This window comes from Microbacterium sp. cf046, assembly GCF_900114345.1.
Classification (GTDB): Bacteria; Actinomycetota; Actinomycetes; order Actinomycetales; family Microbacteriaceae; genus Microbacterium.
Map to the genome: position 1 here is coordinate 1,274,649 of NZ_FOZJ01000003.1, position 22,671 is coordinate 1,297,319.

25 protein-coding genes are annotated in these 22,671 nt (G+C 66.2%); 12 read left to right on the forward strand and 13 right to left on the reverse strand.

Features of this window, described 5'->3' with window-relative positions:
• Positions 1–137: 137 nt before the first annotated feature.
• Entirely contained in the window at positions 138–1,442 is a 1,305-nt protein-coding gene (locus tag BM349_RS18365) for an ABC transporter permease (RefSeq protein ID WP_091709173.1), read from the reverse strand.
• Positions 1,439–2,137: an ABC transporter ATP-binding protein gene (locus BM349_RS18370; protein ID WP_091709175.1), complete on the reverse strand. Its 699-nt coding sequence runs from the start codon at positions 2,135–2,137 to the stop codon at positions 1,439–1,441. Before BM349_RS18370 ends, BM349_RS18365 begins: the two co-directional genes overlap by 4 nt.
• Before the next feature lie 149 nt (positions 2,138–2,286).
• On the opposite strand from BM349_RS18370, the gene BM349_RS18375 reads away from it, so the two are divergent.
• Together BM349_RS18375 and BM349_RS18380 are read left to right on the forward strand one after the other, a co-directional pair.
• Positions 2,287–3,480, forward strand: a complete 1,194-nt coding sequence (locus BM349_RS18375; RefSeq protein WP_175525360.1) for an ATP-binding protein — start codon at positions 2,287–2,289, stop codon at positions 3,478–3,480.
• Positions 3,477–4,151 carry a response regulator transcription factor gene (locus BM349_RS18380; protein WP_091709179.1) on the forward strand — a complete coding sequence of 225 codons (675 nt, stop codon included), beginning with the start codon at positions 3,477–3,479 and terminating at the stop codon, positions 4,149–4,151. The genes BM349_RS18375 and BM349_RS18380 overlap by 4 nt, the downstream gene beginning before the upstream one ends.
• 59 nt (positions 4,152–4,210) lie before the next feature.
• Here the strand turns inward: BM349_RS18380 and BM349_RS18385 are convergent, their stop codons facing one another.
• A complete protein-coding gene (locus tag BM349_RS18385) occupies positions 4,211–4,681 on the reverse strand; it encodes a hypothetical protein (protein WP_139230987.1) in 471 nt (156 codons plus the stop codon).
• A 377-nt stretch (positions 4,682–5,058) separates the two neighbouring features.
• Between BM349_RS18385 and BM349_RS18390 the strand changes: the two genes are divergently transcribed.
• Positions 5,059–5,418: a hypothetical protein gene (locus BM349_RS18390; protein WP_091709184.1), complete on the forward strand. Its 360-nt coding sequence runs from the start codon at positions 5,059–5,061 to the stop codon at positions 5,416–5,418.
• Between the two features lies 1 nt (position 5,419).
• Here BM349_RS18390 and BM349_RS18395 read toward each other — a convergent pair whose 3' ends face one another.
• Entirely contained in the window at positions 5,420–6,181 is a 762-nt protein-coding gene (locus tag BM349_RS18395; protein WP_254774005.1) for an inositol monophosphatase family protein, read from the reverse strand.
• Between the two features lie 177 nt (positions 6,182–6,358).
• Here BM349_RS18395 and BM349_RS18835 point away from each other — a divergent pair, with 177 nt between their 5' ends.
• From BM349_RS18835 to BM349_RS18405, 3 genes are all read left to right on the forward strand, one after another.
• A complete protein-coding gene (locus BM349_RS18835) occupies positions 6,359–6,508 on the forward strand; it encodes a hypothetical protein (protein ID WP_175525361.1) in 150 nt (49 codons plus the stop codon).
• Between the two features lie 90 nt (positions 6,509–6,598).
• Positions 6,599–9,217: a DUF4062 domain-containing protein gene (locus tag BM349_RS18400; protein ID WP_091709190.1), complete on the forward strand. Its 2,619-nt coding sequence runs from the start codon at positions 6,599–6,601 to the stop codon at positions 9,215–9,217.
• A 312-nt stretch (positions 9,218–9,529) separates the two neighbouring features.
• Positions 9,530–10,018, forward strand: coding sequence for a hypothetical protein (locus BM349_RS18405; protein ID WP_139230988.1), 489 nt, complete (start codon positions 9,530–9,532; stop codon positions 10,016–10,018).
• 86 nt (positions 10,019–10,104) lie between these two features.
• Here BM349_RS18405 and BM349_RS18410 read toward each other — a convergent pair whose 3' ends face one another.
• Entirely contained in the window at positions 10,105–10,707 is a 603-nt protein-coding gene (locus tag BM349_RS18410) for an NTP transferase domain-containing protein (RefSeq protein WP_175525362.1), read from the reverse strand.
• 220 nt (positions 10,708–10,927) lie between these two features.
• On the opposite strand from BM349_RS18410, the gene BM349_RS18415 reads away from it, so the two are divergent.
• Complete coding sequence (locus BM349_RS18415; protein WP_139230989.1) at positions 10,928–11,380, forward strand: hypothetical protein; 453 nt, start codon at positions 10,928–10,930, stop codon at positions 11,378–11,380.
• 30 nt (positions 11,381–11,410) lie between these two features.
• Here BM349_RS18415 and BM349_RS18420 read toward each other — a convergent pair whose 3' ends face one another.
• Together BM349_RS18420 and BM349_RS18425 are read right to left on the reverse strand one after the other, a co-directional pair.
• Positions 11,411–12,127 (reverse strand): GNAT family N-acetyltransferase, encoded by a 717-nt coding sequence (locus BM349_RS18420; RefSeq protein ID WP_091709201.1) that lies wholly within the window; start codon positions 12,125–12,127, stop codon positions 11,411–11,413.
• Positions 12,128–12,322: 195 nt separating this feature from the next.
• Entirely contained in the window at positions 12,323–12,886 is a 564-nt protein-coding gene (locus BM349_RS18425; protein WP_091709203.1) for a DUF1269 domain-containing protein, read from the reverse strand.
• Positions 12,887–12,988: 102 nt separating this feature from the next.
• Here BM349_RS18425 and BM349_RS18430 point away from each other — a divergent pair, with 102 nt between their 5' ends.
• Positions 12,989–13,693 carry a lipoate--protein ligase family protein gene (locus BM349_RS18430; RefSeq protein WP_091709207.1) on the forward strand — a complete coding sequence of 235 codons (705 nt, stop codon included), beginning with the start codon at positions 12,989–12,991 and terminating at the stop codon, positions 13,691–13,693.
• Between the two features lie 137 nt (positions 13,694–13,830).
• Complete coding sequence (locus BM349_RS18435) at positions 13,831–14,181, forward strand: metallopeptidase family protein (protein ID WP_091709209.1); 351 nt, start codon at positions 13,831–13,833, stop codon at positions 14,179–14,181.
• A 287-nt stretch (positions 14,182–14,468) separates the two neighbouring features.
• On the opposite strand, the gene BM349_RS18440 is transcribed toward BM349_RS18435, so the two are convergent.
• The gene (locus BM349_RS18440; RefSeq protein ID WP_091709211.1) at positions 14,469–14,882 is read right to left on the reverse strand and encodes a hypothetical protein; all 414 of its coding nucleotides are present in this window, start codon (positions 14,880–14,882) and stop codon (positions 14,469–14,471) included.
• A 248-nt stretch (positions 14,883–15,130) separates the two neighbouring features.
• Between BM349_RS18440 and BM349_RS18445 the strand changes: the two genes are divergently transcribed.
• On the forward strand, positions 15,131–16,186 hold the full coding sequence (locus tag BM349_RS18445; RefSeq protein ID WP_091709214.1) for an LLM class F420-dependent oxidoreductase: 1,056 nt from the start codon (positions 15,131–15,133) through the stop codon (positions 16,184–16,186).
• Between the two features lie 115 nt (positions 16,187–16,301).
• Here the strand turns inward: BM349_RS18445 and BM349_RS18840 are convergent, their stop codons facing one another.
• Both BM349_RS18840 and BM349_RS18455 read right to left on the reverse strand, forming a co-directional pair.
• Positions 16,302–16,682 carry a nitroreductase family deazaflavin-dependent oxidoreductase gene (locus BM349_RS18840; protein ID WP_175525363.1) on the reverse strand — a complete coding sequence of 127 codons (381 nt, stop codon included), beginning with the start codon at positions 16,680–16,682 and terminating at the stop codon, positions 16,302–16,304.
• 281 nt (positions 16,683–16,963) lie between these two features.
• The gene (locus tag BM349_RS18455) at positions 16,964–17,509 is read right to left on the reverse strand and encodes a dihydrofolate reductase family protein (protein ID WP_091709219.1); all 546 of its coding nucleotides are present in this window, start codon (positions 17,507–17,509) and stop codon (positions 16,964–16,966) included.
• 97 nt (positions 17,510–17,606) lie between these two features.
• Here BM349_RS18455 and BM349_RS18460 point away from each other — a divergent pair, with 97 nt between their 5' ends.
• Positions 17,607–17,870, forward strand: a complete 264-nt coding sequence (locus BM349_RS18460) for a hypothetical protein (RefSeq protein WP_091709221.1) — start codon at positions 17,607–17,609, stop codon at positions 17,868–17,870.
• 36 nt (positions 17,871–17,906) lie between these two features.
• Here BM349_RS18460 and BM349_RS18465 read toward each other — a convergent pair whose 3' ends face one another.
• From BM349_RS18465 to BM349_RS18870, 3 genes are all read right to left on the reverse strand, one after another.
• Positions 17,907–18,515, reverse strand: a complete 609-nt coding sequence (locus BM349_RS18465) for a VOC family protein (RefSeq protein WP_091709223.1) — start codon at positions 18,513–18,515, stop codon at positions 17,907–17,909.
• 505 nt (positions 18,516–19,020) lie between these two features.
• Entirely contained in the window at positions 19,021–19,683 is a 663-nt protein-coding gene (locus BM349_RS18470; RefSeq protein WP_091709225.1) for a hypothetical protein, read from the reverse strand.
• A gap of 459 nt (positions 19,684–20,142) precedes the next feature.
• Positions 20,143–21,342 carry an SRPBCC family protein gene (locus tag BM349_RS18870; RefSeq protein ID WP_217645700.1) on the reverse strand — a complete coding sequence of 400 codons (1,200 nt, stop codon included), beginning with the start codon at positions 21,340–21,342 and terminating at the stop codon, positions 20,143–20,145.
• Positions 21,343–21,409: 67 nt separating this feature from the next.
• On the opposite strand from BM349_RS18870, the gene BM349_RS18480 reads away from it, so the two are divergent.
• Positions 21,410–22,045, forward strand: coding sequence for a TetR/AcrR family transcriptional regulator (locus BM349_RS18480; RefSeq protein ID WP_175525364.1), 636 nt, complete (start codon positions 21,410–21,412; stop codon positions 22,043–22,045).
• The last annotated feature ends 626 nt before the right edge of the window (positions 22,046–22,671 follow it).

Consider the following 22,671-nt stretch of genomic DNA (forward strand, 5'->3'; position numbering starts at 1 on the left):
TCGCTATTGCCCACGGCCGCAGTCTGTCAGTGAACTCCGTCGACCGCGCGCTCTGCACGATATCCGGTCCATATGCAGTCGCCCGCATGGCGGGGCGAGACGTCGTCGCTGTCGCCGCAGTGCTGGCGCTCGGCGTGCTACTCGTATCGCAGCGAATCGACCGGATCCGCGCGCGCCGCGCGTGCCGCCGGCAGCGTTCCGGCGAGGAACGCGATCGCCATCACCACCACGATGATCACCAAGATCGACGCCGGGTCGAACGCGATGAGGGTTAGTCCCGGGAGGTTCGACAGCAGGGATGTCGAGAGCACAGAGCTGAGCGCCGACCCCGCGAGCATGGCGATCGCGACGCCGATTGCGCTGCCGAGGAACCCGATGAAGGCCGCCTCGATGCTGAACAGGCTGAACACGCGCCCGTTGCCCATTCCCATGGCCTTCATCAGACCGATCTCGCGTGTGCGCTCCTGCACCGACATGAACAGTGTGTTGACGATCCCGAAGCTGGCCGCAAGGAGCGCGATGATGGCGAAGGCATTCAGCACGAGCACGATCCCATCGATCACGGTCTTGAACATTCCGAGCTGGTCGGCGACGGTCGAGCCGGTGAAGCCGACATCGGCCAGCCGATCCTTGAGCGCGCTGATCTCGTCGTCGGTGGCTGACGGATCGAAGAAGACGCTCGCCTGGGCGTAGCGCTCCACCTGGTCGGCGGGCACGCCCATGCTCTGCGCGTCGAAGAGCTCGTCGCTGAGGGCCGTGTTGGGCACGAGGCTCGCGCCGGTCGGCGAGGCCAGACCCTCTTCGGCGACGCCGACGACGGTCGCGTCGACGACGTGCTGCGTGCGCTCGGCGTCGGTGATCGCGATGGACACCGTCTGTCCGACGGCGCTCGCCGCGTCGCCGAGCCCCATCGGCTCGACGAACGACACGGGCAGCACGAGCTGCAGATCTGCGGCGCTGTCGTCGGGTTCGGTTCCAGCCTCCAGCTGGATCGTCTGCCCCGCGATGAGACTCCCGACTCCGATGACGTACTTGGTGCCGTCGTCCGCCTGGATGTAGTCGGGCGAGATCGAGCGTGTGGGCACCACGTCCGTGACGCCTTCGATCCCGTTGAGGGTGTCAAGGTCGGCAGGAGTGAGTGCGACAACGGTCGATCCGGGCGGGCCCGGCTGCCCGCTGGCGATGGCATCCGGGTCGTATTCGACCGGGCCGTCGGCGGCGACGCCCGTCGCGCTCTCCTGAGTCTTCGTGACGGTCATGACATCGGCAGCGCCGATCGAGGTCACGGTGTCATCGATGTATGCATTGATGCCCGTGCCGAGCCCGCTCGTGAGGGTGAGGGTGAAGGCGCCCACGAAGATCGCGAGGATCGTCAGGATCGTGCGGGTCTTGGATCGGAAGGTGTTCGATACGGCGGAGCCGATCAGGTCGACGGTTCTCATGCGGCCACCGCCGCGGAGTCCTCGACCAGCAGGCCGTCGCGGATGAACAGTCGCCGATCACAGCGGCTGGCGAGGTCTTCGTCATGCGTCACGACGATGAGCGTGATGCCGTTCTCACGGTTGAGTGCGAACAGGATGTCTTCGACGATGGCGCCGGTCACGGTGTCGAGGTTGCCGGTCGGCTCGTCGGCGAAGATGATGCGCGGGTTGTTCACGAGCGCTCGTGCGATGACGGTGCGCTGCTTCTGGCCGCCGGAGAGGTTGACGGCCTTGTTCTTGGCCTTGTCGTCGAGCTCGAGCTGTTCGAGCGCGGCGTGGCCGCGGCGGCGGCGTTCCGAGCGGCCCACGCCGGCGATCTTCAGCGGCAGAATCACGTTCTCGAGCACCGTCGAATTGCCGGTGAGAAAGAACTGCTGGAAGACGAATCCGAAGGTCTTGTTGCGGGTGCGATTGAGTCGGCCGCCGCGGAGGGCAGAGGTGTCGACGCCTTCGAGCTCGACCGTGCCGGACGACGGCGCGTCGAGCAGTGCGAGGACGTGCATGAGCGTGGACTTGCCCGAGCCGCTCTTGCCGACGATCGCGATGCTTTCACCCTCGCGGATGTCGAAGCTCACCCCCTTCAGCGCGTCGAAGCGGTTCTGGCCCCGGCCATAGGACTTGTGCACGTCCTTGACGGAGATGATCGGCGTATTCATGAGGCTCCTTGCGAGTGGACTTCCAGCGTCGCCGTTCGAGGCCGACAACGCGTCACCCCGGGGTGGACACTTCGAGTACTGCGATCGCGGTACTCCGTGTGCCGCGAATGGTGGATGCCGTGGGTCGCGCGGCCCGCCACACTGGTCTGATGACACTCGACGTCGGCCGGCAGATCGGCCCGGGCGGGCGGCATCCGCGGGTGCCTTCGTGGGTCGGCGACGTCATCGCGGCCGTCTTTATCATCGGCTCGGCGTATCTCCCCTTTCCGCAGGCGGAGTTCCGTCCGAACGACGTGCTCACGTTCGCCCTCGTGCTGGCACCCGCGCTCATCCTGCCGCTGCGGCGACGCTGGCCAATCGCGGTGCTTGCGGCATCCGTCGCGCTGTACGCGGTGGCGGGATTCACGGAGTCGCTGTGGCCAGGGGTGGTCCTCGCCATCGCGATCGCGATGTTCGGGGCGGCCAACCGCCTGCCTCGGCGAGCGGCCCTGATCACGGCGCTTGTCACGATCGGCGCGATCATCGTGATCAACGTCCTCGCGTCGCTGAGCAGCCTGCTCGATCTCCGCGCGTTCGCCGTGGCGGTCACGGTCGCCTTCGCCGCCGCAGCCGGAGACGGCGCTCGCTCATGGCGGGAGTACATCGCGGCCATCACCGAACGAGCTGAGCGCGCCGAGCAGACACGCGAGTCCGAGGCGCGTCGGCAGGTCTCCGAGGAGCGGCTCCGGATCGCGCGCGATCTGCACGACGCCGTCGCGCACCAGATCGCGGTCATCAGCCTCAACGCGGGGGTCGCGTCGTCGGCGATCGAGTCACGACCTGAGGCGGCACAGGAAGCGGTCCGCACGATCCAGGCGGCGGCGCGGACCGTTCTCGGCGAGATCGGATCGCTGCTCGATGTCCTGAGGACCGACGACGACGACTCGGCCATCACGCCCCAGCCCGGGCTCGACTGGCTCGACGAGCTTGTCGGACAGTTTCAGGAGGCGGGGCTCGCCGTCACAGTGAGAGCCGAAGGAGACCCCGCTGCGGTGAGCGGGGCAGCCGGCCTCGTCGCGTACCGCGTCATTCAGGAGAGTCTCACCAACGCCTTGAAGCACGGCGCGGAGTCGCGCGCGCATGTCCTGCTGCAGGTCGACGACGACGTCTTGCGGATCGTCGTCACCAATCCCGTCGTTCCGTCGACCGAGGCATCCATCGACGGCGCGGCAGGTTCGGGCCTGGGGCTCGTCGGGCTGCGCGAGCGAGTCGCGGCCGTGCGCGGGATCGTCGAGACCGGGCCGAATCCGGGCGGGTGGCGGGTCGCGGCGACTCTGCCCCTGACGAAAGTGAGCGACCTGTGATCACCGTGCTCGTGGTGGACGACCAGCCGCTCATCCGGCAGGCGGTGACCGACATCCTGTCCCATGCCGACGGCGTCGACGTCGTCGGCGAAGCGATCGACGGCGACGATGCGATCGCAGCAGCGGCGGAGCTGCATCCCGATGTCGTCGTGATGGACATCCGGATGCCGCACCTCGACGGCATCGCCGCGACCGCCGCCATCTGTGCTGACCCGGAGCTCGCCTCAACCCGTGTGCTGATCCTGACGACCTTCGAAGAGGACGAGTACATCGTCTCGGCGCTGCGGGCGGGAGCCAGTGGGTTCATCGGCAAGGGGTCGGAACCCGAAGAGATCGTGCATGCGGTGCGAGCCGTGAGCGAGGGCGAGGCGCTCTTGTCGCCGGTCGCGACGCGCAGCCTCATCACGAAGTACGTCACGCCCGTCGCTCGACCGGCCGGCGCCGCGCGCGTCATCCCGCCCGAACTCGAGCAGCTGACAGAGCGCGAACGCGAGGTGCTGCTGCTCGTGGCTCGGGGACGTTCGAATCAGGAGATCGCAGACGAGCTGCACATCTCGCCCCACACCGCGAAGACCCACGTCAATCGTGTGATGGCGAAGGTGTACGCCCACGACCGCGCACAACTCGTGATCCTCGCCTACGAGAGCGGGCTCCTCGCGCCGGACCGCTGACACCAACCCCCGTACGAACGGCGCAGATGAGGTACGTCGAATGCGGGCGCCGTCACGGATCAGGTTGTACAGCCATCGTTGATGAGGACCGGGACGGTGACGTCGCCGGGTTGCGCGATGGCGGTCGCGCCGGCGATGGCGTAGTCGGCGGTGTCGCCGTAAACGAGAGTGCCCGTGGGAAGCGAGTAGGTGGTCCCCTCGCGGAGCGTGACGGTGACGGTGTACGCGTTGTACGCGGGGTTCGGGTTGGCCACGGAGTATTCCAGCCTGCACATGGAACGACCCATGAAGGTGAACCCGCTGGGTTGCCGCGACACCGTGACGACTGTGGAGAGAAGGGCGGTCAACGTGGCGCCCTTCGCTGCTGCCGAAACGCACTCACTCTGGTTCGCGAACCCGTCGAATGGTGCCGCGGTGGTGGCCAGAACCTCCCAGCCCCCCTTCTGGCACTGCGCGGCGTTGGAGTTGTTCGGCCCTTTCGCGCCGATCAAGGGAACCACTGCCACAAGCGCGAGCAGGAAAAGCAGCATTGCCAGGACTGGCCCCGGCAAACGGCGAAGAGTGACCATGAAACCGCCTCCAACGATGATGCGCACGGCAAGCCCCAGACCGGTCGGGCGCGATGAGTTGGCGCCAGAGTATCGACGCACGGAGTAACGGACAATATCCCTGACCGCCGGCCGCTCCATGAGCGGGCAGAGTTGCAGCCGTTGGTGACCGAGTGCCCGGTGAAGGCGCCTGTCGCATGTGGGACCGCCGCTGCGGCATAATCACAAAAGCTGAACTCCCACGGTGTTGAGACTCCCAAACAGCGAGATGTCCACCCACCGTTCGAGAGGCACCGACGAGGGGTGAGCTGGGTGCGGGCTGGAAAGCGTTTGGCACTGCCCGAGATGGTCGCGGGACGATGAGCGTCCGCCGCGTCAGGGCGACCGTGGGACTGGGCGCCCTGTGTGGGCTCGCCTGGGCGGCGTCCTTCCGCGCGGTGATGAGCGAGTTCGCCGGCTATGGGTCGACCGTCAGCTGGCTCGATACGTTCGCGGCCATTCTGCTTCCGGGGGTGATCGTCGGCGGCCTGCTGGGGCGGGCGCACACCATTCGGTTGAGCGGGGGACGCCGCGGCTGGCGTTGGCTCGGTGCCGCGCCAGCCGCGTTCGCCATCGCACCGATGCTCCTTCCAGATGCCATCGGGGCGGCCGTGGAGCGGCTGATTCGCGGGCATGCGCCCATCGACGGGTCCTCCGAGGGGTGCTCGTCGCCCGTCTGAGCTACCGAATCGCTTCGAGAAGGAATGCGTGCGTTTCCGCGTCGGCGGCGGCGAGGAGACCGTGGTCGCCGGTGTGAAGCTCGCCGCCGGCGAGGTTCGTCACGACGGCGTCGGCGGCCTCGCAAAGTGCGATGCCCGCAGCCCAGTGCACGCTGCCGCGCAGGTCGCCGCCAGTGACGTAGGCCGCTTGCTGGCCGGTGGCCACCCACGCGAGCGCCAAGGTGCTCGACAGGCACCGTGGGCTGAACCGGGAGCGGACCCTTTCGTCCACCAGCAACCGCGCGCCGACCCCGTTGGAGTAGGCGCTCTCGAGATTCACTGTCACCAAGCGGGACCACGACGACGGCGTCAGCAGGCTGTCTACGCCGTCCACCCGTCGCCATGCGTCGGTCCCATCCGCCCAGAACGTGTGGCCGGCGACCGGGTCGGCAACCGCCCCGACTCTGGTGGCGCCGTCAACCTCGAGAGCGACATTCACGGCGAACACCGGCAACCCCGCCGCGAAGTTCATCGTGCCGCAGATGGGGTCGACCAACCAGATCCGGGTCGAGTCACCACTCGCGCCGAGTTCCTCACCCAGGACCGCGTCCCCGGGTCGAAGCGTCGAGAGCACGGCGCGGATCGCTCGCTCTGCCTCCACATCGGCATCCGTTGTGAAGTCGACACCCGTCTCCGACACGCGGCGAGACCCGGACCCGTAGCGGGATCGGACGACCGCCGCGCCAGCAAGCGCCGCACGCACCGCGACCTCGGCGTCGCTCACCGAACCATCCATAACTCCACAGTGAACCAGCCGCGGGCGGAGTCTGCACGGATCATGCGTGTGCGCCACCGCGGATCCCTCTTCGCGCAGGACCACCCAGGGCGGCCGATCATAACGTCATCTCCGGGCAAGGGCGACCCCAGTCGCGCGTATCGTTCGTCACGTAGCGTCAGGCGCATGGCCAGAAGCCGAAACTCACACCGCTCCAACGGCACCGAACCATTCCTCCGTCGAGAGGTCGGCGGTGCCCCGTACTGGCTGATGATCCTCGCCGCCCTGTTCTTGATCGCGATCGGCGTCGTCGCGGTGCTGCAGTTGGTGTTCTAAGTCGAGTCATGCGTCGTTGATGCTCGGCCCATCGAACGCGCCGTGGGAAGACCCCTAGCCAGGCGGGCGCCAGCGGTAGATCATGAGGTCATGGCAGGGGTGCCATCCGTGATCCGGACGCCGGATCAGCACATCAGGGTGTTCGTGAGCTCGACGTTGCGGGAGCTCGCAGACGAGCGTCGCGCCATCCGGGCGGGCATCGAACGGATGCGGTTGGCACCGGTGATGTTCGAGCTCGGGGCGCGTCCGCATCCGCCTCGCGATCTGTACCGGTCCTACCTTGCGCAGAGCGACATCTTCATTGGAATCTACGCCGACAGTTATGGCTGGGTTGCGCCGGACGAAACAGTCTCCGGACTCGAGGACGAATACGACCTCGCGCCCGCGACGATGCCGAAGCTGATCTACATCAAGGAGAGCGGCGACCGGGACGAACGGCTGAAGAAACTCATCGCGCGCATCCAGTCCGACGACCACGTGTCCTACATGACGTTCACGGATGCGGCCGAATTGACCGATCGAGTCGAAGAGGACCTCGCCATTCTCCTCGCCGAACGATTCGACGAATCCCGGTTTGCTCCGATCGAAGGGGAGCCGGGTCCGGCGGCTCCCATTGCCCGGGTGCCGGCTGCCTTCACGGCGACGATCGGCCGTGAGCAGGATTTGGCCCACGTGAGGGAGCGCTTGGAGCGGGACGACAACCACGTTGTGACGCTGGTCGGCCCTGGGGGGATCGGTAAGAGCCGGCTCGCGATTGAAGTGGCCCACACGACCGTCGATCTGTTTCCGGATGGTACGTACTTCGTTCCGCTCGAAGGGGTGCTCGAGACTGGTCTGCTTCTCCCTACCATCGCCTATGTTCTCGGCATCCGGGACAACGGAGAAGCGAGTCTGGAAGCTCGCATCACGCGCGCACTCGAAGGCAGGCGCGTGCTGATCGTGCTCGACGACTTCGAACAGATCGTGGATGCCGCGCCGACACTTGTACGGCTCTACTCGGCCGCGCCCATGGCACGGTTCCTGGTCACGAGCCGAATCGTGCTGAGGATTCGGGGAGAACAGGTGTACGAGGTGGAGTCACTTCCGCCACCCGAAGGCAGCGGCCCTACGGATTTGGAGACAGCACGCCGGTCCGCGGCGGTGGCACTCTTCGTCGACCGAGCGCAGTCGGTGAATCCAGGATTTGCACTCACTGACGAGAATGCTTCTGCCGTCTCGGACATCTGCCGGCGGCTGGACGGGCTGCCCCTCGCGATCGAGCTGGCAGCCGCGCAGGCGCGTGTGCTCACACCCGAGTACATTGCGCAGCGCCTCGACCACAGCCTCACCGTGCTCACGGTATCCGCTCGGGACATGCCCAGTCGGCACCGCACAATGCGCGCGACGATCGAATGGAGTGTCAGCCTCCTCACCACAGAGCAGCGTGCGTTGCTGGAGGATCTCGGCGTGTTTGCGGCCAAATTCACCCTCGAAGCGGTCGAAGCGATAGGCCCAGGGCGCCCGTGGGAAGGAAACGCCATTGACGCGTTGTCCGACCTCGTCGACGCCTCGCTCGTCAACTCGACCGAGGTCGACGGAAGGACGACCTTCTCCCTGCTCGCTCTCATGCGGGAGTACGCGACAGATCGCCTCGAGCAGCGCGGCGAGTTGGCCGTGCTGTGTGTCGCCCACGCCGACCACTACGCCGATCTCGTTCGCCGTGTTGCGCCAGGCTTGCGCGGTGCCGGTCAAGTGGAGGCCGTGAAGCAGCTCGGCATGGAATTGCCGAACCTTCGAGCCGCGGTACGCCATCTGATAGACACCGACAGACTGGACGACGCGGGCGAGTTCGCCTGGACCCTCTTCGTCTATTGGTGGATCTCCGGTTTCCTCTCCGAGGTGAGGCTGTGGATGCTGGAACTGCTTGAGAAACAGCAACCCATCTCGAAGCACACGCGCGCGGTTGCCCAGTTCTTCGCCATGTGGAGCGAGATGTGGCAGCATCCGTCGGAGCAAGTTGTCGCAGGGCTCGGCGAGAGCGCGCGGCTGTTCGAAGAGAGCGGCGACGAGGACGCCGCAGCGATCGCCCTCGCGGGTCGGGGCACCGCGCGATTGCAGTTCGCTGATCTTGACGCGGAGGCCGCGGAAGCCGAGCTGACCGAAGCGGTGGTGAGGTTTCAGCACCTTGGCGACCGGTGGTCGGAGGCCATGGCCGAGGTGGGGCTTGGCTGGGTGGACGTCGTGAACAACAGGATGGATGGCGCGCTGGCGCACTTCTCGCGGTCGGCCGAGATCGCCGACGAACAGCACGATCTGTACACGCGCGCCGTCGCGGGCAACAATCGCACCCGGGTGCTGTTCCTCACGGGGGATGTCGAAGCGGCCGAGCAGGAGTGGTACCTCACCCTTCAGCTGTCGATCCGTCTGCACTACGAGGAAGGTGTCACATTCGCGCTCGACGGCTTGGCCGCAATCGCCGCGACGCGAGGTGATGCGTGGCGTGCGGGCGCGTTCTCGAAGGTCGCGTCGGACGCCCGGAAACGCACCGGCATCCTCGACATCGAGGGCCTCGCCGTGCACCTCGCTGCCCTGGCCGCCATTCGCGAGACCGACCCTGCCGGGGTCGATGCCGGTGAGCAGGCAGGAGCGAAGATGGCACTGGATGAAGCGGTCGCACTGGCATTGTCCGCAGCAGGCACGAGGCTGGAAGAGGCAATGGCGGCATGGTGATGGGGTTGCGCGACTCGGGCTTCGTTGCCCGCGCCTGCTTGGCGCGTCGGCTGTAGCCGGCGGGTATCTCCCCGCGGCGCGCGCGACCAAGGTGCTGGGTGGCTGGGCGGGCCTCGGTTCGACGGGATTGGCTGCCTCCGAGGATGGGCTCTGCCGCAGGCTTGCTCGCGATCCTGCAGGTCTCGCGCTCGGTCGACCCCGAGTCGTCGACGATCCGACTGACTCCCGTGCGCTGTCGTTTGCTGCCCATGTGGAGTCGTTGCTGGAGGGATAGGCTGGGCCGCATCGGCGACGCGAGTCGGGGGTTGTGGCATGAAGCGTGTGCGGGGCATGTTGCTGGCAGTCGCGCTGGCGCTGGCCCTGAGCGCGGTCGCGGCTGGTCCTGCCGTTGCGGCCAAGGGCGGCAACAGCGACAACGCCCATGCCTGCCAGCAGGGTGGGCACCAGAACCGATTCGAGGCCGAGACCGGGCGTCCGTTCAAGAACGCGGGGGACTGCGTCAGCCATGCAGCGAAGGGCGGCGAGGATGCGACGCTGTTCATCGACTCTGTGTTCACCGAGGACTCCTGCGGCAACTGCTGGGGGGTGCTTCAAGGTTCCGTGAGCCCCAACGTCGAGTGGCAGGTGTTCTTCTCGCTCACCGGGACGACCACGCCGTTCGCGTCGGGCAGGGCGGATAACAACGGCTCCATCATCGTGGACCTCGACCTGCCCTGCGGGAATGGCTCCACGACTGCCTACGTCGTGGATTTGGGAGATGGGATCACTACCCAACCGGTTGGGCCCCCCAACGGCTGTTGAGGCACCGCGCGTTCATCCGGCCGAGACCCAGTCGTCCAGCTGGCGAGTCTTGCCGTTCGCGAGCGGTCAGAGGACGAGCAGGTCCCTCAATCTCCGCGGAGCTTCTTCGACCAGGTGTCGCGGTAGTTTGCCAGTTCGAGGAGAGTGTTCGGTTCCGGAAGGGTTCCGCATTCGCCGCCTCCCCGGGGGGTATGCCGGGTCCAATAGTCAAGCCACCCTTCGGGCTGGCTGCGAGTCAAGTATTCGCGATCGACCACGAAAGGCGGCTCCATATAGCGATCGGCCAACGGGATCGGCTGCCGCCGAGAACTCGACGCGAACGTGGTCGCCTCTGCGGCGCCGGAGGTAAGCGACCGAAGCACGCCGCTGTCGACGAGCGCATGCCCGTACCCGAACAGGAATCGTTCGCCCATCAGAGCTGAGTGCTGGAGTGCGACCTCGACTGTCGAACCGTAACCCTCATCGCGCACGACGACGGCTCCGAATTGATCGGCCACCTCCACTATTTCTTCGTGAAAGTCGTCGCGATCATGCGAGACAACAATCTGTCCGATCATTTCGTCGCGCATCATCTTGAGCAGGTGATGCAGTATCGGCTGACCGCCCAGTCTCGTGAGACTCTTCGGCGACGTCGCCCCCATGCGGCGGCCGTGGCCGCCCGCGACGATGAGTGCGCTGTTCACGCTCATCGGCGAGTGCGAAGCTCGGCGCGGCTGCGCTCGTGCGGTGGGCTGTGGAGTGATTCGCGACGCATGTGCCATCGATGACGAAGGAGGAACGCGGTGGAGGAACAGTCGTCAGCCTCACATCAATCTCTCCGACGCGCCAGGGTCTGCCGTCGCTTCGATGCGCGTGATCGACGACTCGCCGCGCTGGGCGTAGCCTGATGCGCATCGGGTGGGAGGGATCGTGAGGAAGCACCACGGACATGCTGCGCTCAGCGCCGATGAGCAGATCTGGCGTTACGCGTATGTCGTGGGGACCGTCCCAGCATCCGTAGCGGACAAGGCTTACGCGGCCGCGTTTGCCCGATTGTCGATGGCCCAGCGCGAGGACCTCGTCGATGAGCTGCTCTCGCTGATGCCGGCCGGAGCGGGTGGACCGTCAGTGACTGATCCTGAAGCGTTTGCCATGTTCATGCAGGATCTGCAGTCGCGCAATGCCCTGGTCCGTGTCCGCGGCGCGAGCGCATTCGCGGTCGAGTTCATCGCGAGCCGGCCGGTGGTCGCCTACTTCACCGTCGGCACCGGCTCGGTGGAGATCGACCGGCATCCGCCGTGGATACACGAACTCGCCGGTCACGAGACCGCTCCATTCGACGCGGGGGGAAGCCACCGACACGGCGTGCGTTTCGGCGAGTGAGAGATGGCCTGCCGTGCGGCCGGCGACTCGTCAGCTCACGTCGGCGATCACGTCCCACTCACCGAACCGCGCGAAGCCGGCGGAGCCTGCGAGCGCAATGGATGCCAGATTGTCGAGCTGGCATCGATATTGCGGCTCGAAGCCCTGGCCGAGCGCGTCTGCGGCGATCGCCCGCACCACCCGTTTCGCGAGGCCGCGACCGCGGTAGGCGGGGAGGGTGATGACACCGAGGTCCGCGAGCCGAGTGCCGCGCCATGGGTACATGCTCGCGGCGGCAACGAGTTGGCCATTGGCGAACGTGCCGTATACGAGCCAGTGGTCGAGCTCCACGAACGCCTCGTCGAGGTCGGCTTCGGGGGCGTTCGCGCAGAATCGCTCGAACGACGCGGTGTCGGCCGCGCGAAGTCGGCGCGTGTCGGCATGGTCGGGGTGAGAGCGCAGCGTTGCTTGCTCGCGGAGCGGCAAGTAGAACAGGTGGTCGGCCCCGTTGAGTTCCAGCCCGGCCGTCTGGAGCTTGCCGTTGAGCACACCGTCGGAGACGGTGTCGCCGTCCGTGAGAGAGAGCCTCGCTGCCACGGTTGGCGCGATCGTCGCGATCCGCGGGCCGTCAAGTACGACGAGCAGCTGAAGCAGGAGATCTTCACGGAGTGTTTCGTCGATGACGACCGTGTATTCATCGGGCTTGACCGCATCCGGCGAGCGTGTGAGCCAGTATTCGGTGACGGCGCGAGCGAACGTGGTTGACACGGTCCCAGTCTGCGCCGTTGAAGTGCCGCCGACCGGTCTTCAGAAATTCTGATCGCCGGCGAGTCGGTCGATCGCTCATGGTCCCGGCGAGGTTCGGTGCGCTTCGGCGGGCCGGCCGGAACGGCAAGAGTCACCTGCCGGCTGTGCTCGACGAGGAGTGCGGCACGCAGCGCGGCACTCCTCGCCGTCCGGGCGCTACTTCTTGTCGTCCGCTTCTGCCTTCGCCACTGCTTTTGCGTCCGTGGCCACGGCGTCGTCTACGGCCCTCTCGACGATCTTGTCGGCCTTTTCGAGCGCCTTGCGGATCTTCACCTCGCCCGGGTCGGATACCAGGGCGACGATGCCGGAGTGGCCCGGCTCGATCGCGTCCTGCAGCTCCTCCGCCAGCTCCTTCTTGTGGTGGCGCTCACGCAACTTCCCGATGATCCCGCCGCCGGCGCCCACGACAAGGACGCTGCCGAGGATCGAGGGCGGAAAGAGGATGCCGAGAACGGCGCCGCCGACCGCTCCCCACGCGAGCCCGTCGCGAGTGCTGTGATCGGTGACCTTCTGCACTTCGAGCTTGCCGTCGCTGTCGCGCTTGACGACCACGACGCCTTCGATCTTGACCGTCGCTCCGTCCTCGACGTCCTTGAGCGCCTGATAGGCCTCCAGCGCGACGTTGACGTCGGCGAAGTCGGCTGCGATCAGCGTGTACGCGCCGTCGGTAATGGCTGCCGCCGTGATCTCGTCCGCCGCGGCGGCTGTCTCATCAGTCATGTCGGTTCTCCTTTTGCTTCCCGTGATCTCCTGACGGTCGTCAGTATAGGGAGGCGCGTTCCTGCCCGGGGTGTTGGGTCGATCGTGTGGGAGTGTTGCCCCATGGCCGAACTTGACGCATCGACCTCGACGGGGCGGCGGCTCGTCATCCGCCAGCACGAGCGCCTGGACGCGGAGTCCGACCTGGCCCGATCGGTGGATCTGCTGCGTGCCGTGGCCGCGGGGACCATCCCCGACGACCGTGTCGTGCGTTTGGTGACGCCTGTGCCGACTGTTGCGATGAGCCGTCGCGAGAGTCGGTTGCCCGGATTCGAGACGGCGCAGCGCCACGCTCGGAACCGTGGGTTCGCGCCGGTCATCCGCCCAACCGGCGGGCGGGCCGTCGCCTACGACGAGACGTGCATCGTGTTCGACGTCGTCACCCGCGAGCGCGAGGGCCCGATGGATCAGGCGCGGTTCTTCCACGAGATCGGCGAGGCCCTTGCCGGCGCGCTTCGAGGGCTCGGCGTCGATGCCCGCGTCGGCGAAGTGCCCGGAGAATACTGTCCCGGGGAGTTCAGCATCAACGCGCGCGGCGTCGTGAAGCTGGTAGGAACGTCTCAGCGCGCGGTGCGCGGGGCACGGCTGCTCAGCGGAATGCTTGCGCTCGCCGAGGTCGAGCGCTTGGCGGAGGTTCTGACCGCGGTCAACGCGGCGCTGAATCTCGAATGGGACATCACGACATTCGGCAGCATGGACGCCGAGGTATCCGGTCTGCGGCGTCTGGCCGTGGAAGACGCAATCGCTGGGGCGCTCTCGACACTCTGAACGCGATTCGCTCTGCATGGCGCAGCTCGGATCCCTACGCGGGCGGTGCGCGGAGGCTCGCCTTGGTGCGTGCGATCGTTGCCCAGTGCGATGAGGATTCGGTCGCTCCATGCTGCGCAAGGGCGCAAGATTGGATCATGGTCGAGATCTCGGACGATGAGTTCGACCGAATGGTGTCGGAGGAGTTCGACGCTCTGCCCGATGACATGGTCCGTGGGCTCGAGAACGTAGGGATCGTCATCGAAAACCAGCCCGTGGGACAGCGGCCAAGACTGTTCGGGCTCTACCGAGGGCATCCGCTGACAACACGCGGGGTGTACGGCTTCGGAGAGCTTCCCGACCGGATCACGTTGTACAAGAACAACATGCAGGAGCACAGCGCAGACCTCGACGCGCTGCGCACGCGGGTGCGCATCACGCTCGTGCACGAGATCGGTCACTACTTCGGGCTCGACGACGCCCGGCTGCATGAGCTCGGCTGGGCATAGCGCGCCGCCACCGGGGAGGAGGACGTGGCGCGCGGTGAACGTGGGGTGCAGGGTGGTGCACACCCAGGGCCGCACATCCGAGTTCAGACCCGATCCCGGTACGGGCGATGCCCGAATCCGGCGCCCTCAGGTCAAGCGGCCAGCGCCGCCGATCGTAGCGCTCAGCAGGTCGGCGGGGCTCGAGTGAACCGGGCAGACTCAGCTCGCGAGGGCGGTGCCCGCGCCGCTCCCCATGCGTCCTCGCGCGGGCGCGCATCGAGTTGGGCGGCCCAGCTCCAGGCGCCCTGTCAGGGCACGTAATTCGAGGTCGCGATGAGTTGGCCGCCGGAGATGATCAGGGTCACGGTGAGCCCGACGATAGACGTAGCGGCGACAGCAGCGATCCCCAGCAAGACGCCAGAGCGGCGGTTGTATCGGCCAGCTCCACCGATCGAGCACAGGAGCACAAGGCCCACCACATGGGCAAGGACGAGCGGTAGAACTCCGTATAGGAACGTGGTTCCAGCCATCGATGTGCCGGCCGCGACAGCTTTACCTTGCTCGGTGAGCTCTTCGAGAGATGCCAACGGCAGCAGCAGCCAGGCGCCGGTCATCACGGGAAGCCCGACGACTGCGAGTACCCAGAACACCGCGAGGGAGGCGGTGCTCTTCCAACCCTCGTCGACGGTCGATTTCAGCGGGAGATCGGCGGTGCGCTGCATGAGATGAGCGTCTCATGCGGACACAGAGTGCGTGGAACAGAGTCGGAGGCGCGCGGCGTGCGCATGCTCCTGTCCAGCCAGTTCGCAGACTCGCCACTCGCTCGACTCTCGTTCGCGGGCCGGTCGGTCATGGAGCCGCCGATTCCGTCCACCCAGGTGCTGCGTACAGCAAGGGTGGCGAGGCCTAGGATCGATCGGCGAGGGTCTGGCGAGTGTCGCGACCTTGGTGTTCGAGAGGCGGGCGCACGATGCGGTTCGGACTGATCCAGAACTATTCGGCCGACATCGGCGAGATCGCGGATGCTGTCGACACTTACGAGACGGCAGGGCTCGACACGATCGCCGTCGCCGAGGCGTATTCGTTCGATGCGGTCAGCCGCCTCGGCTACCTCGCGGCGAAGACGCGGACCATCGGCCTGATGTCGAACATCTTCCAGCTGTACACGCGAACCCCCACACTCACTGCGATGACTGCCGCCAGCCTCGACTCGCTCGCACCCGGCGGTTTCACGCTCGGACTGGGCGCATCCGGCCCTCAAGTGATCGAGGGCTTCCACGGCGTGCCGTACGACGCGCCCCTCGGGCGCACCCGCGAGATCGTCAAGATCTGCCGGCAGACTTGGCGGCGCGAGCCAGTGATGCACGATGGCAGGCACTACTCCATTCCACTCATGCGCGAGCGGGGCGGGTCGGGTCTGGGCAAGCCACTCAAGCTCATCAACCACATGGCGCGCCCCGACATCCCGATCTCGATCGCCGCGCTCGGTCGCCAGAGCGTGGCTCAGGTCGCCGAGATAGCCGACGGATGGCAGCCGATCTTCTTCGACCCGCAGCTCGCGAAAAAGGTGTGGGGCGAGTCACTCGAGGCGGGCATGTCCAGGCGCGGCTCCGAGCTCGGGCCGCTGGACATCCAAGTGCAGGTGTTCTTCGCGTTCGGCGATCCCTCGCCCGAGGCTCTCATGCGGATCCGGTCATACCTCGCGCTCTACATCGGCGGGATGGGAGCCAAGGGGAAGAACTTCTACAACGACATCGTCTCCCGCTACGGCTTCGCGGCGGAGGCCGCAGCGATCCAGGACCTCTACCTCGCGGGCCGCAGGGCCGAGGCGGTGGCCGCGGTTCCTGACGAGCTCGTGCAGGGCGTGACCCTCCTCGGCGACCCCGACGGGCTGCGCCAGAGAATCGCCGACTTCGAGGCGGCGGGCGTCACTGAACTGCTACTCGCCCCCTGCGCCGACACCGCCCAACAGCGCCTCGACGACGTCGTTGCGCTCCTCACGCTCGCAGCCCGCGAGCGTCGATAGACATACCGCGCTCGAAGCACAAGCGGAGAAGTGCATGTGCCTTCCCGCTGTTCCTTGGCCGCAAGGAGGCTGTCTTCCTTCTCGCTGGGACCGCGGCCAGTGACTCGGGATGCCGTCAGGCGACGGGCGCGGTAGCCGCAGTCAGCACGATGAGTGGACTGTGCGCGATCATGTCGTCGACATCGTCTCTGCGCCATCGGCGTGCGGCGGCCTCGATGAGCGGCCGTGCTTCGTGGGGATCGGTGATTACCCGCGCCGTGGCAGGAATGTCGGCGTCGATGCCCTTCTTCAAATGCACGATGACGTTGGGGTCTGCGGTGATGTTGTGTATCCAGTCCCTTGTGCGGTCTCGACGCGGCATCCCGGTGATGAACAGCACGCCGTCCTCATCGTGCAGGAAGATCTCAATGCGGCGCGGTAGCCCGCTACGGCGACCGGTCGTCGTCAGGTCGATGAGCTGACTTCGGTGCAGGGCCGTGCTGACGTCGTTGTTCACACCTGTTGCAGCAATCTCGCTGCTGCAGACATTCCACGCGATCGATGAGACTTCCGTGCGCAACGCTGATCGCGAAGCCCCAAGCAGCCAAGCCAAGTCTGTCGCCAGCGGGTCGTTGAGCGCTCGGTCAGCGCACCAGGGCGTCACGGAATGCGGTTCGATCTGCAGGCGCGAACATCCCACCACTCCAACCCTTCGGCTCTCCCGTGTCAATTACGAGCCGCCCGGAAGGCCGGTCCCCGTGCGGTCGCGCTCGGACCGAGCGGGTATGTGGGCCATGGCTACGTGGTGACGCGATAGTGCAGGATCAGGTAGCCCAGCGGAGAGACCAGGTTTCGGATCGGCTCCAATCCGATCTGTGGCATCCCGTCGTAGAGCTTGCGGCCGGTCGCAGCGATGGCCGGCGCGACGATGACTCGAAGTTCGTCGACGATGCCGGCGGCAAGCAGAGTCTGGGCCACGGAGATGCTCGCATGCACGCCGATGTCGCGACCGGGCTGGGTCTTCAGCTCGGCGACGAACTCGACGAGATCGCCGTCGATCGCTGTCGCGTTCGCCCACACCTGGTCCAGCGGCGAGGATGTCGCGATGTATTTGGGGACCGCGTTGATGAACGTCGCGAAAGGCTGGATGTCACTGGTCGGCCAGAAGCCGGCCCACTCATCGAACGTGCGGCGGCCCAGGATGACGGCATCCTGTGTTGCGATCACCGCCTCACCGGCGGCATCCACTTCCGGGTCATCCCATCCCATGAAGAAGCGAGCAACATCCTCGGCCACGCCATCGAGGCTCGTGAACTCGTATACGACAACTTTTCGGGACCCCACGCCGCCCAGCCTGTCACTCGACCGTACCGGCCGAAAGCCGGACCTTCAGCGACCGCGACTCGAGTGCGCAAAGTCTCACCTCTAGTACGTTCTGAAGGTGAGGTTCGTGGACGCCTTCATCGACAAGGCCGGTCGCTACTCCCTCGGAGTGGAGGAGGAGTCTGCTACCGCCTACCTCTCGATCCCCGTCGGGAGCAACCTCGCCGATTACGAGGAGTACTACTCGTTGAGCGATGAGGAGTACTCGGGTCTCCTTGCCGATTCGGATGCGGCCAGGTTGTTCGCAGAGCAGTGCCGTCACCGCGAGCACGACGACCGACTGATCCTGAAGCCGGGATGGAACCGCGGAGAGCCCTGGTAGTAGACGCCGGTAAGTCCTGAGCGGCGTTCGCAACGCTCAGTCTGAGGGTGCCTTCCAGATGAATCCATCAGGGTCGGCGAAGTCGCTGCCGGCGCCGCAGATGAGGAGCCGGTGCGATCCGTTGCCGTCGGCTGGGATGCCGGTGGTCTTGGCAAGCGCGGCCCGGTTGTTGAGGGTCAGCGCCACGGCGCCTGTATCGAGCTCGACGTATCTGCGGCCATAGCTCTTGCCCACCGAGAACCCGCGGCCGGCATAGAACTGCTTGCTCGCGGTGACGTCGGCGACGCCGAGCTGGAGCACGAACTCGTCGACCTTCCGTGTGGCGGGGCCGGTGTCCTTCTTCGATTGCGACGCGACCGTCCAGATCGTGCCGTCCGGCGCCCGGACGATCCCGCCGTAGCCCCAGAGCGACTTCGCAGCCGGTTTCAGCACCGTTGCTCCCGCGGCGGCGGCGCTGTCGATCAGGTTGCGGACGGTGGCGGGCTGGGACACCACCAGCGATAGCGTGAACCCTCGGAATCCAGAGCTGGGCTGCTGAGATTCCTGCACTCGCACCCGGTCGCCGACATCGAACGCGGCGGCATAGAACGCCTCAGCCTCAGCTACGTCCCCGACCTCTAGGGTGACGAACTCGATCGTGCCCATGGCGACATCCTAGAGAGGGTCGACAACGCTCGACCTCTCGAATCCCGATTGATCGCCAGGGCGCGTGCGCGATCAGTCGGGAACGATTTGTACGCTCGCGATCCGATCGTCCCGCAGCGTGAACCGGAACGGGCTCGCGCCGTTGAACCCCTAGCGGAGAAGTTCAGATGTGTAGCCGAACTCTAGCGATGAGCGATGCGCCGGTCGAATCGAGTCACAACTATGAAGCCTTGCAATTGCCCAGGGGAGCCGCGGGCGCCGATCCGCAGCTGGTGACGTTGTCAATCAGCCTGTCTCCACGCGCTCGGCCGCTGCGCCCGCGATGTCCCAGGCCGTTCCTTGACCGCTCGTAGGCCCGTCGCTCAGCGGTCGAGATCATGCCGCCGGCTCAGGGCGGGCAGGCATGATTAGCCGCTGAGCGATACAGCCGTGCGAGCGCTCGGCTCTTAGGGTGCCGGTAGCCAGGGTTCCGTGCGCATCATCGCGATGCTCGCGAGTGGGTCGTTCACCGATCGGGGATCTCCTCGAGATGGTGGACAGCGAAGCTATTGAGGTCGACCGGGAAGCGCTCGTCGCCCCGCATCTTCTCGGTCACCACCGTGACCCACATCTCCACATGGGTCCCGGTTTCGAATGCGGACAGGTTCGGAGGATCGGGATCGCTGACATCTCCCGCCGCGGGGAGCAGGCACTTCCATTCGCGGTAAACGTCCGCGTCGATGTTCTGGACATTGTCGACGAAGGCGACCGATGGACAAGACCCACTTGCACCCTGGATCGTGCCGTATGCGATGAAGTGCTCTCCTTCGTACTCGTCGTCGTAGACCGTGAGGTCGACATATCGATCCCAGTCCACCTCCTCGAAAGCTGAAAGTTCAACCGGCGCCTCCCGGTTGTATCGGGGATTCAACGGGCCTCCCGGAAGCGCCATCGCGATCAGCGCCGCGAACAGCAGCAGCCCACCGCCGATCGCCGCGGCGACCTTCGTCCGACGTCGCCGTCTGGCTGGCTCAGCGCCGGATGTTTCGGACGCTGATTCGCCTTCGACGTCGAGGTCCGCGGGGCGATAGCCGTCGGCGGACCAGGCCGCTCGGTGCGGCGGGCGATCAGGGTCCAGAGGGTCTGCGGTCGAACCACCGACGGCCGAGGCATCGTCATTAGCGGGCACACCAGGAGTCATGTCGACCTAACTGGAGGGTTCAGCCGCTGAGAAACGGCAGGCACGGCGAGGATACCTTCCTAGCCCGGAAGGTACAGCGTTCCCTCTTGGTTGTGAAGTCAGTCACGCAGAGCAATGGCTCTCTGGCTGCTCGTCCAAAGGTGTGTGGCCATGGCTGAGGAACCGTCAGCGCTTCCTGCCAACGTGGACTCCACGTCGGAGATGCGCGGAGACGGAATGGCTAGTGCGTCTGCCGCGCGAGGGCGTGTAGTGGGCGTCAATTCTGATCTAGAGGGGCGCAGCCAGCACTCGCTGCACTCGTCACCGCTCCAGCGTCGCGCAGCACGGTCCGTCAGCGCGACACACTTCAGTCGCGATAGCGGATCCGCAGTCGGCAGGGCAGGTGACCAGCGGCACTCGACTGTCACAGGCGCTGTTGGGGCCGAATGATCCAGTTGACCGCGTGAATCACCCTGGTGTGGGCGTCTTGTTCTTGATCGGGGGCGGCGGCGCGTCGGCAGCTTGGGTAGATGGGTGCACGGGTCTGAAGGGGATGGATGTTGCGAGCCCGAGCACCATGATGGAACAGAGTGCGAGAGTTCCCGCCCACGCGCCGCGCGGGTCGTTGAACGAGATGCGGCCCTCGCTGATCAGCGGAGTGAAGGCAACCAGGGCGACCGCCGCCGCGGCCGCGATGACGCCGATGACAGCGCGTAGCCACGCGCGCCCGCGGCCGCCGAAGGCGTAGCCGAGGCCGATGGCGATGATCGCGACGGCCATTCCGGCTGTGCCGATGCCCTGCGCGAGTGCCGCGAGAGTCCCCGGCACGGTGAGGGGGGACAGACCCAAGATGAGAGGCGACAATGCGAGCCACCGCCAGTGCGGCCGACCGCCGGTGCGGCGGATGTGGTCCGCCCAGCCAAGCAGACCGCCGACGATTCCTGCGCCGCCTAGCACGGCGCCGAAGGTCGCGTACCAGCCGAACGTGGACTCGGGACCCGCAATCTCCGCCATGAAGGCCCGGAATCCGGCGGCCCAGGTGATCCCGAGGAATGCGCCAATGAGGATGCTCAGAGCCGCTGCGCGCGCTCGCGGCCGGCCGGCGCGGGCGTCGGCGTGGATAGGTCCGGTGTTCATTTCACGGCTTTCTTCGACTTCAAGCTGTTTGGCGGCGGCACCCGCCAGCGGTCTATTGTTTGCTGGCCCCTGGGGCGAAACCGTGCTGTTCTGCGCTGCGGCCGATGCGAAGATCGCAGCGAGTCGGGCCTCATCTCGAGTCGCGTCGCGCGCCATCAGCAGACGCAGGATCGGCTCGAGCACCCGCCAGGCGCCTTGGGCGGTGAACTGCATCCTGCTGATCAGCCGCGTGCCCTCCGCGACGGGCTCGACGACGTACGAGGCGCGGCCGGACAGCCAGGCGCCGGGCACTTCGAACTCCACCAGGTGCCCAGGCTCGAACCGCACGAATCGATTGCGACTGGTGAGAACTCTGCCAGCAAAGATGCGAGTGAACTCGTGCTCAGTTCCGACCCCGAGAGGTCCCGACGTCAGTCGACGCACCTGATGGAGCCCCGACTGCCAGCGCGGGGCATTCGTCTGGTCGGCGACGAACCGGAATACCGCGTCGGCCTCTCCCGCGAGCACCTTCCGCGTCGTCACGTTGAACATACACGCCTCCTCTGGAGGAAAACACTAGAGCACTACTCTAGTGTTGACAAGCAATATAGTGATGCCCATGGGTGTTGTCAACGGATCGGCTCGGCGAGAGCAGACGCGGCTGACCCGCCGACGCATCCTGGACGCAGCCACAGCGGAGTTCGTCTCCAAGGGCTATCACGGAGCAACGATCACCGCCATCGCGCGGCGAGCCGAAGTCGCTCCGCAGACGGTGTACTTCGTGTTCCACAACAAGCCGGAGCTGATCAGCGCGGTCATCGATGACGCCGTTCTCGGCGTGGACGCGACGCCCCCCGAGGCGAGTGCCTGGTGGGAGGAGATGCGCGCCGCGGCCACCGCCGCCGACGCACTGGTCGCCTTCGTGCAAGGCGCTGCACCCCTGCTCGAGCGGGCCGCCTTCGTCTCGGTGGTGCTGAAAGCGGGCTCTCTCGCTGACACTGAGGTTCAAGCGATCCAGGACAAGCACGACCGGATGCAGGAAGCAGGTTACCGCCAGGTCATCGACACAGTCGCCGCGAAAGGGCCGCTCCGCGCCGACCTGACCCCCGCGACCGCCACCGATGCGCTGCTCCTGCTCTGCGGCGACAGCACCTACGTGCAACTCCGCCACGACCGGCAGTGGACCCAGGCTCAGATCGTCGCCTTCCTCACCCGGGTAGTCGTCGACTCCCTTCTCGACGATCCGAGCCGTTGAGCCAGAGCTACGGCCGTGGATTACTGGACCGCGGTGCCCGACCGACGCTTGCTCCACACGCCTGAGAAGCCTGTCCAACATGTCCGAGTGACCGCACGCCGGCCCCGGTCATGACTTCGTCGCCTCACCGTTCTGAGGCCCGTCCTGCCCGGCATCTACAACCTCGCCGTGAAGTGACCGGCGGACTACTGGTCGGCCTCACATCCACCTGACCCCAGCAACCCGTATGGCGGTCCGTCAGTGGCGCTGTTTATCGCGTGCGGCACGGAGCGACGGGCTCGTGCCTCGCGGCGTTAGATGGGCGGGTGGCTGGGCGGTTCGCGGCGGCCCAAAAGCCGGTCGTTGTGTGAGCAGACGTGGGGGAGTGTGCTGCTGGATTTCGAGAACGTCATCTGCTAAGTCTGGCTGAGACTATCTGTCCGCTAGCGAAAGGGCTCAGCGCCTGCGATGCCTGCGAACGATCGCGCCAACGCCGAGATGTCCGCATGACGGATGATGCTGGTGCTCACCTGGGCGGTGCCGCCGTTTCTCGCCGATCCACCGCCCAGATACGTACCGGGAGGGTCGGCTGGATCGTCTGGTTGATCCTGCTGCTCGCGACCGGGTGGCAGGTGATGAATGCATTC

Bases quoted from the DNA above. Each gene is read 5' to 3' on its own strand.
- BM349_RS18445 (WP_091709214.1), top strand. From the start codon at position 15,131: ATGCGGTTCGGACTGATCCAGAACTATTCGGCCGACATCGGCGAGATC.
- BM349_RS18370 (WP_091709175.1), bottom strand. From the start codon at position 2,137: ATGAATACGCCGATCATCTCCGTCAAGGACGTGCACAAGTCCTATGGC.
- BM349_RS18870 (WP_217645700.1), bottom strand. From the start codon at position 21,342: ATGTTCAACGTGACGACGCGGAAGGTGCTCGCGGGAGAGGCCGACGCG.
- BM349_RS18835 (WP_175525361.1), top strand. From the start codon at position 6,359: ATGGCCAGAAGCCGAAACTCACACCGCTCCAACGGCACCGAACCATTC.
- BM349_RS18440 (WP_091709211.1), bottom strand. From the start codon at position 14,882: ATGCAGCGCACCGCCGATCTCCCGCTGAAATCGACCGTCGACGAGGGT.
- BM349_RS18400 (WP_091709190.1), top strand. From the start codon at position 6,599: ATGGCAGGGGTGCCATCCGTGATCCGGACGCCGGATCAGCACATCAGG.
- BM349_RS18375 (WP_175525360.1), top strand. From the start codon at position 2,287: ATGACACTCGACGTCGGCCGGCAGATCGGCCCGGGCGGGCGGCATCCG.
- BM349_RS18430 (WP_091709207.1), top strand. From the start codon at position 12,989: ATGGCCGAACTTGACGCATCGACCTCGACGGGGCGGCGGCTCGTCATC.
- BM349_RS18435 (WP_091709209.1), top strand. From the start codon at position 13,831: ATGGTCGAGATCTCGGACGATGAGTTCGACCGAATGGTGTCGGAGGAG.
- BM349_RS18410 (WP_175525362.1), bottom strand. From the start codon at position 10,707: ATGAGCGTGAACAGCGCACTCATCGTCGCGGGCGGCCACGGCCGCCGC.
- BM349_RS18365 (WP_091709173.1), bottom strand. From the start codon at position 1,442: ATGAGAACCGTCGACCTGATCGGCTCCGCCGTATCGAACACCTTCCGA.
- BM349_RS18480 (WP_175525364.1), top strand. From the start codon at position 21,410: ATGGGTGTTGTCAACGGATCGGCTCGGCGAGAGCAGACGCGGCTGACC.
- BM349_RS18405 (WP_139230988.1), top strand. From the start codon at position 9,530: ATGAAGCGTGTGCGGGGCATGTTGCTGGCAGTCGCGCTGGCGCTGGCC.
- BM349_RS18390 (WP_091709184.1), top strand. From the start codon at position 5,059: ATGAGCGTCCGCCGCGTCAGGGCGACCGTGGGACTGGGCGCCCTGTGT.
- BM349_RS18425 (WP_091709203.1), bottom strand. From the start codon at position 12,886: ATGACTGATGAGACAGCCGCCGCGGCGGACGAGATCACGGCGGCAGCC.
- BM349_RS18465 (WP_091709223.1), bottom strand. From the start codon at position 18,515: ATGGGCACGATCGAGTTCGTCACCCTAGAGGTCGGGGACGTAGCTGAG.
- BM349_RS18385 (WP_139230987.1), bottom strand. From the start codon at position 4,681: ATGCTGCTTTTCCTGCTCGCGCTTGTGGCAGTGGTTCCCTTGATCGGC.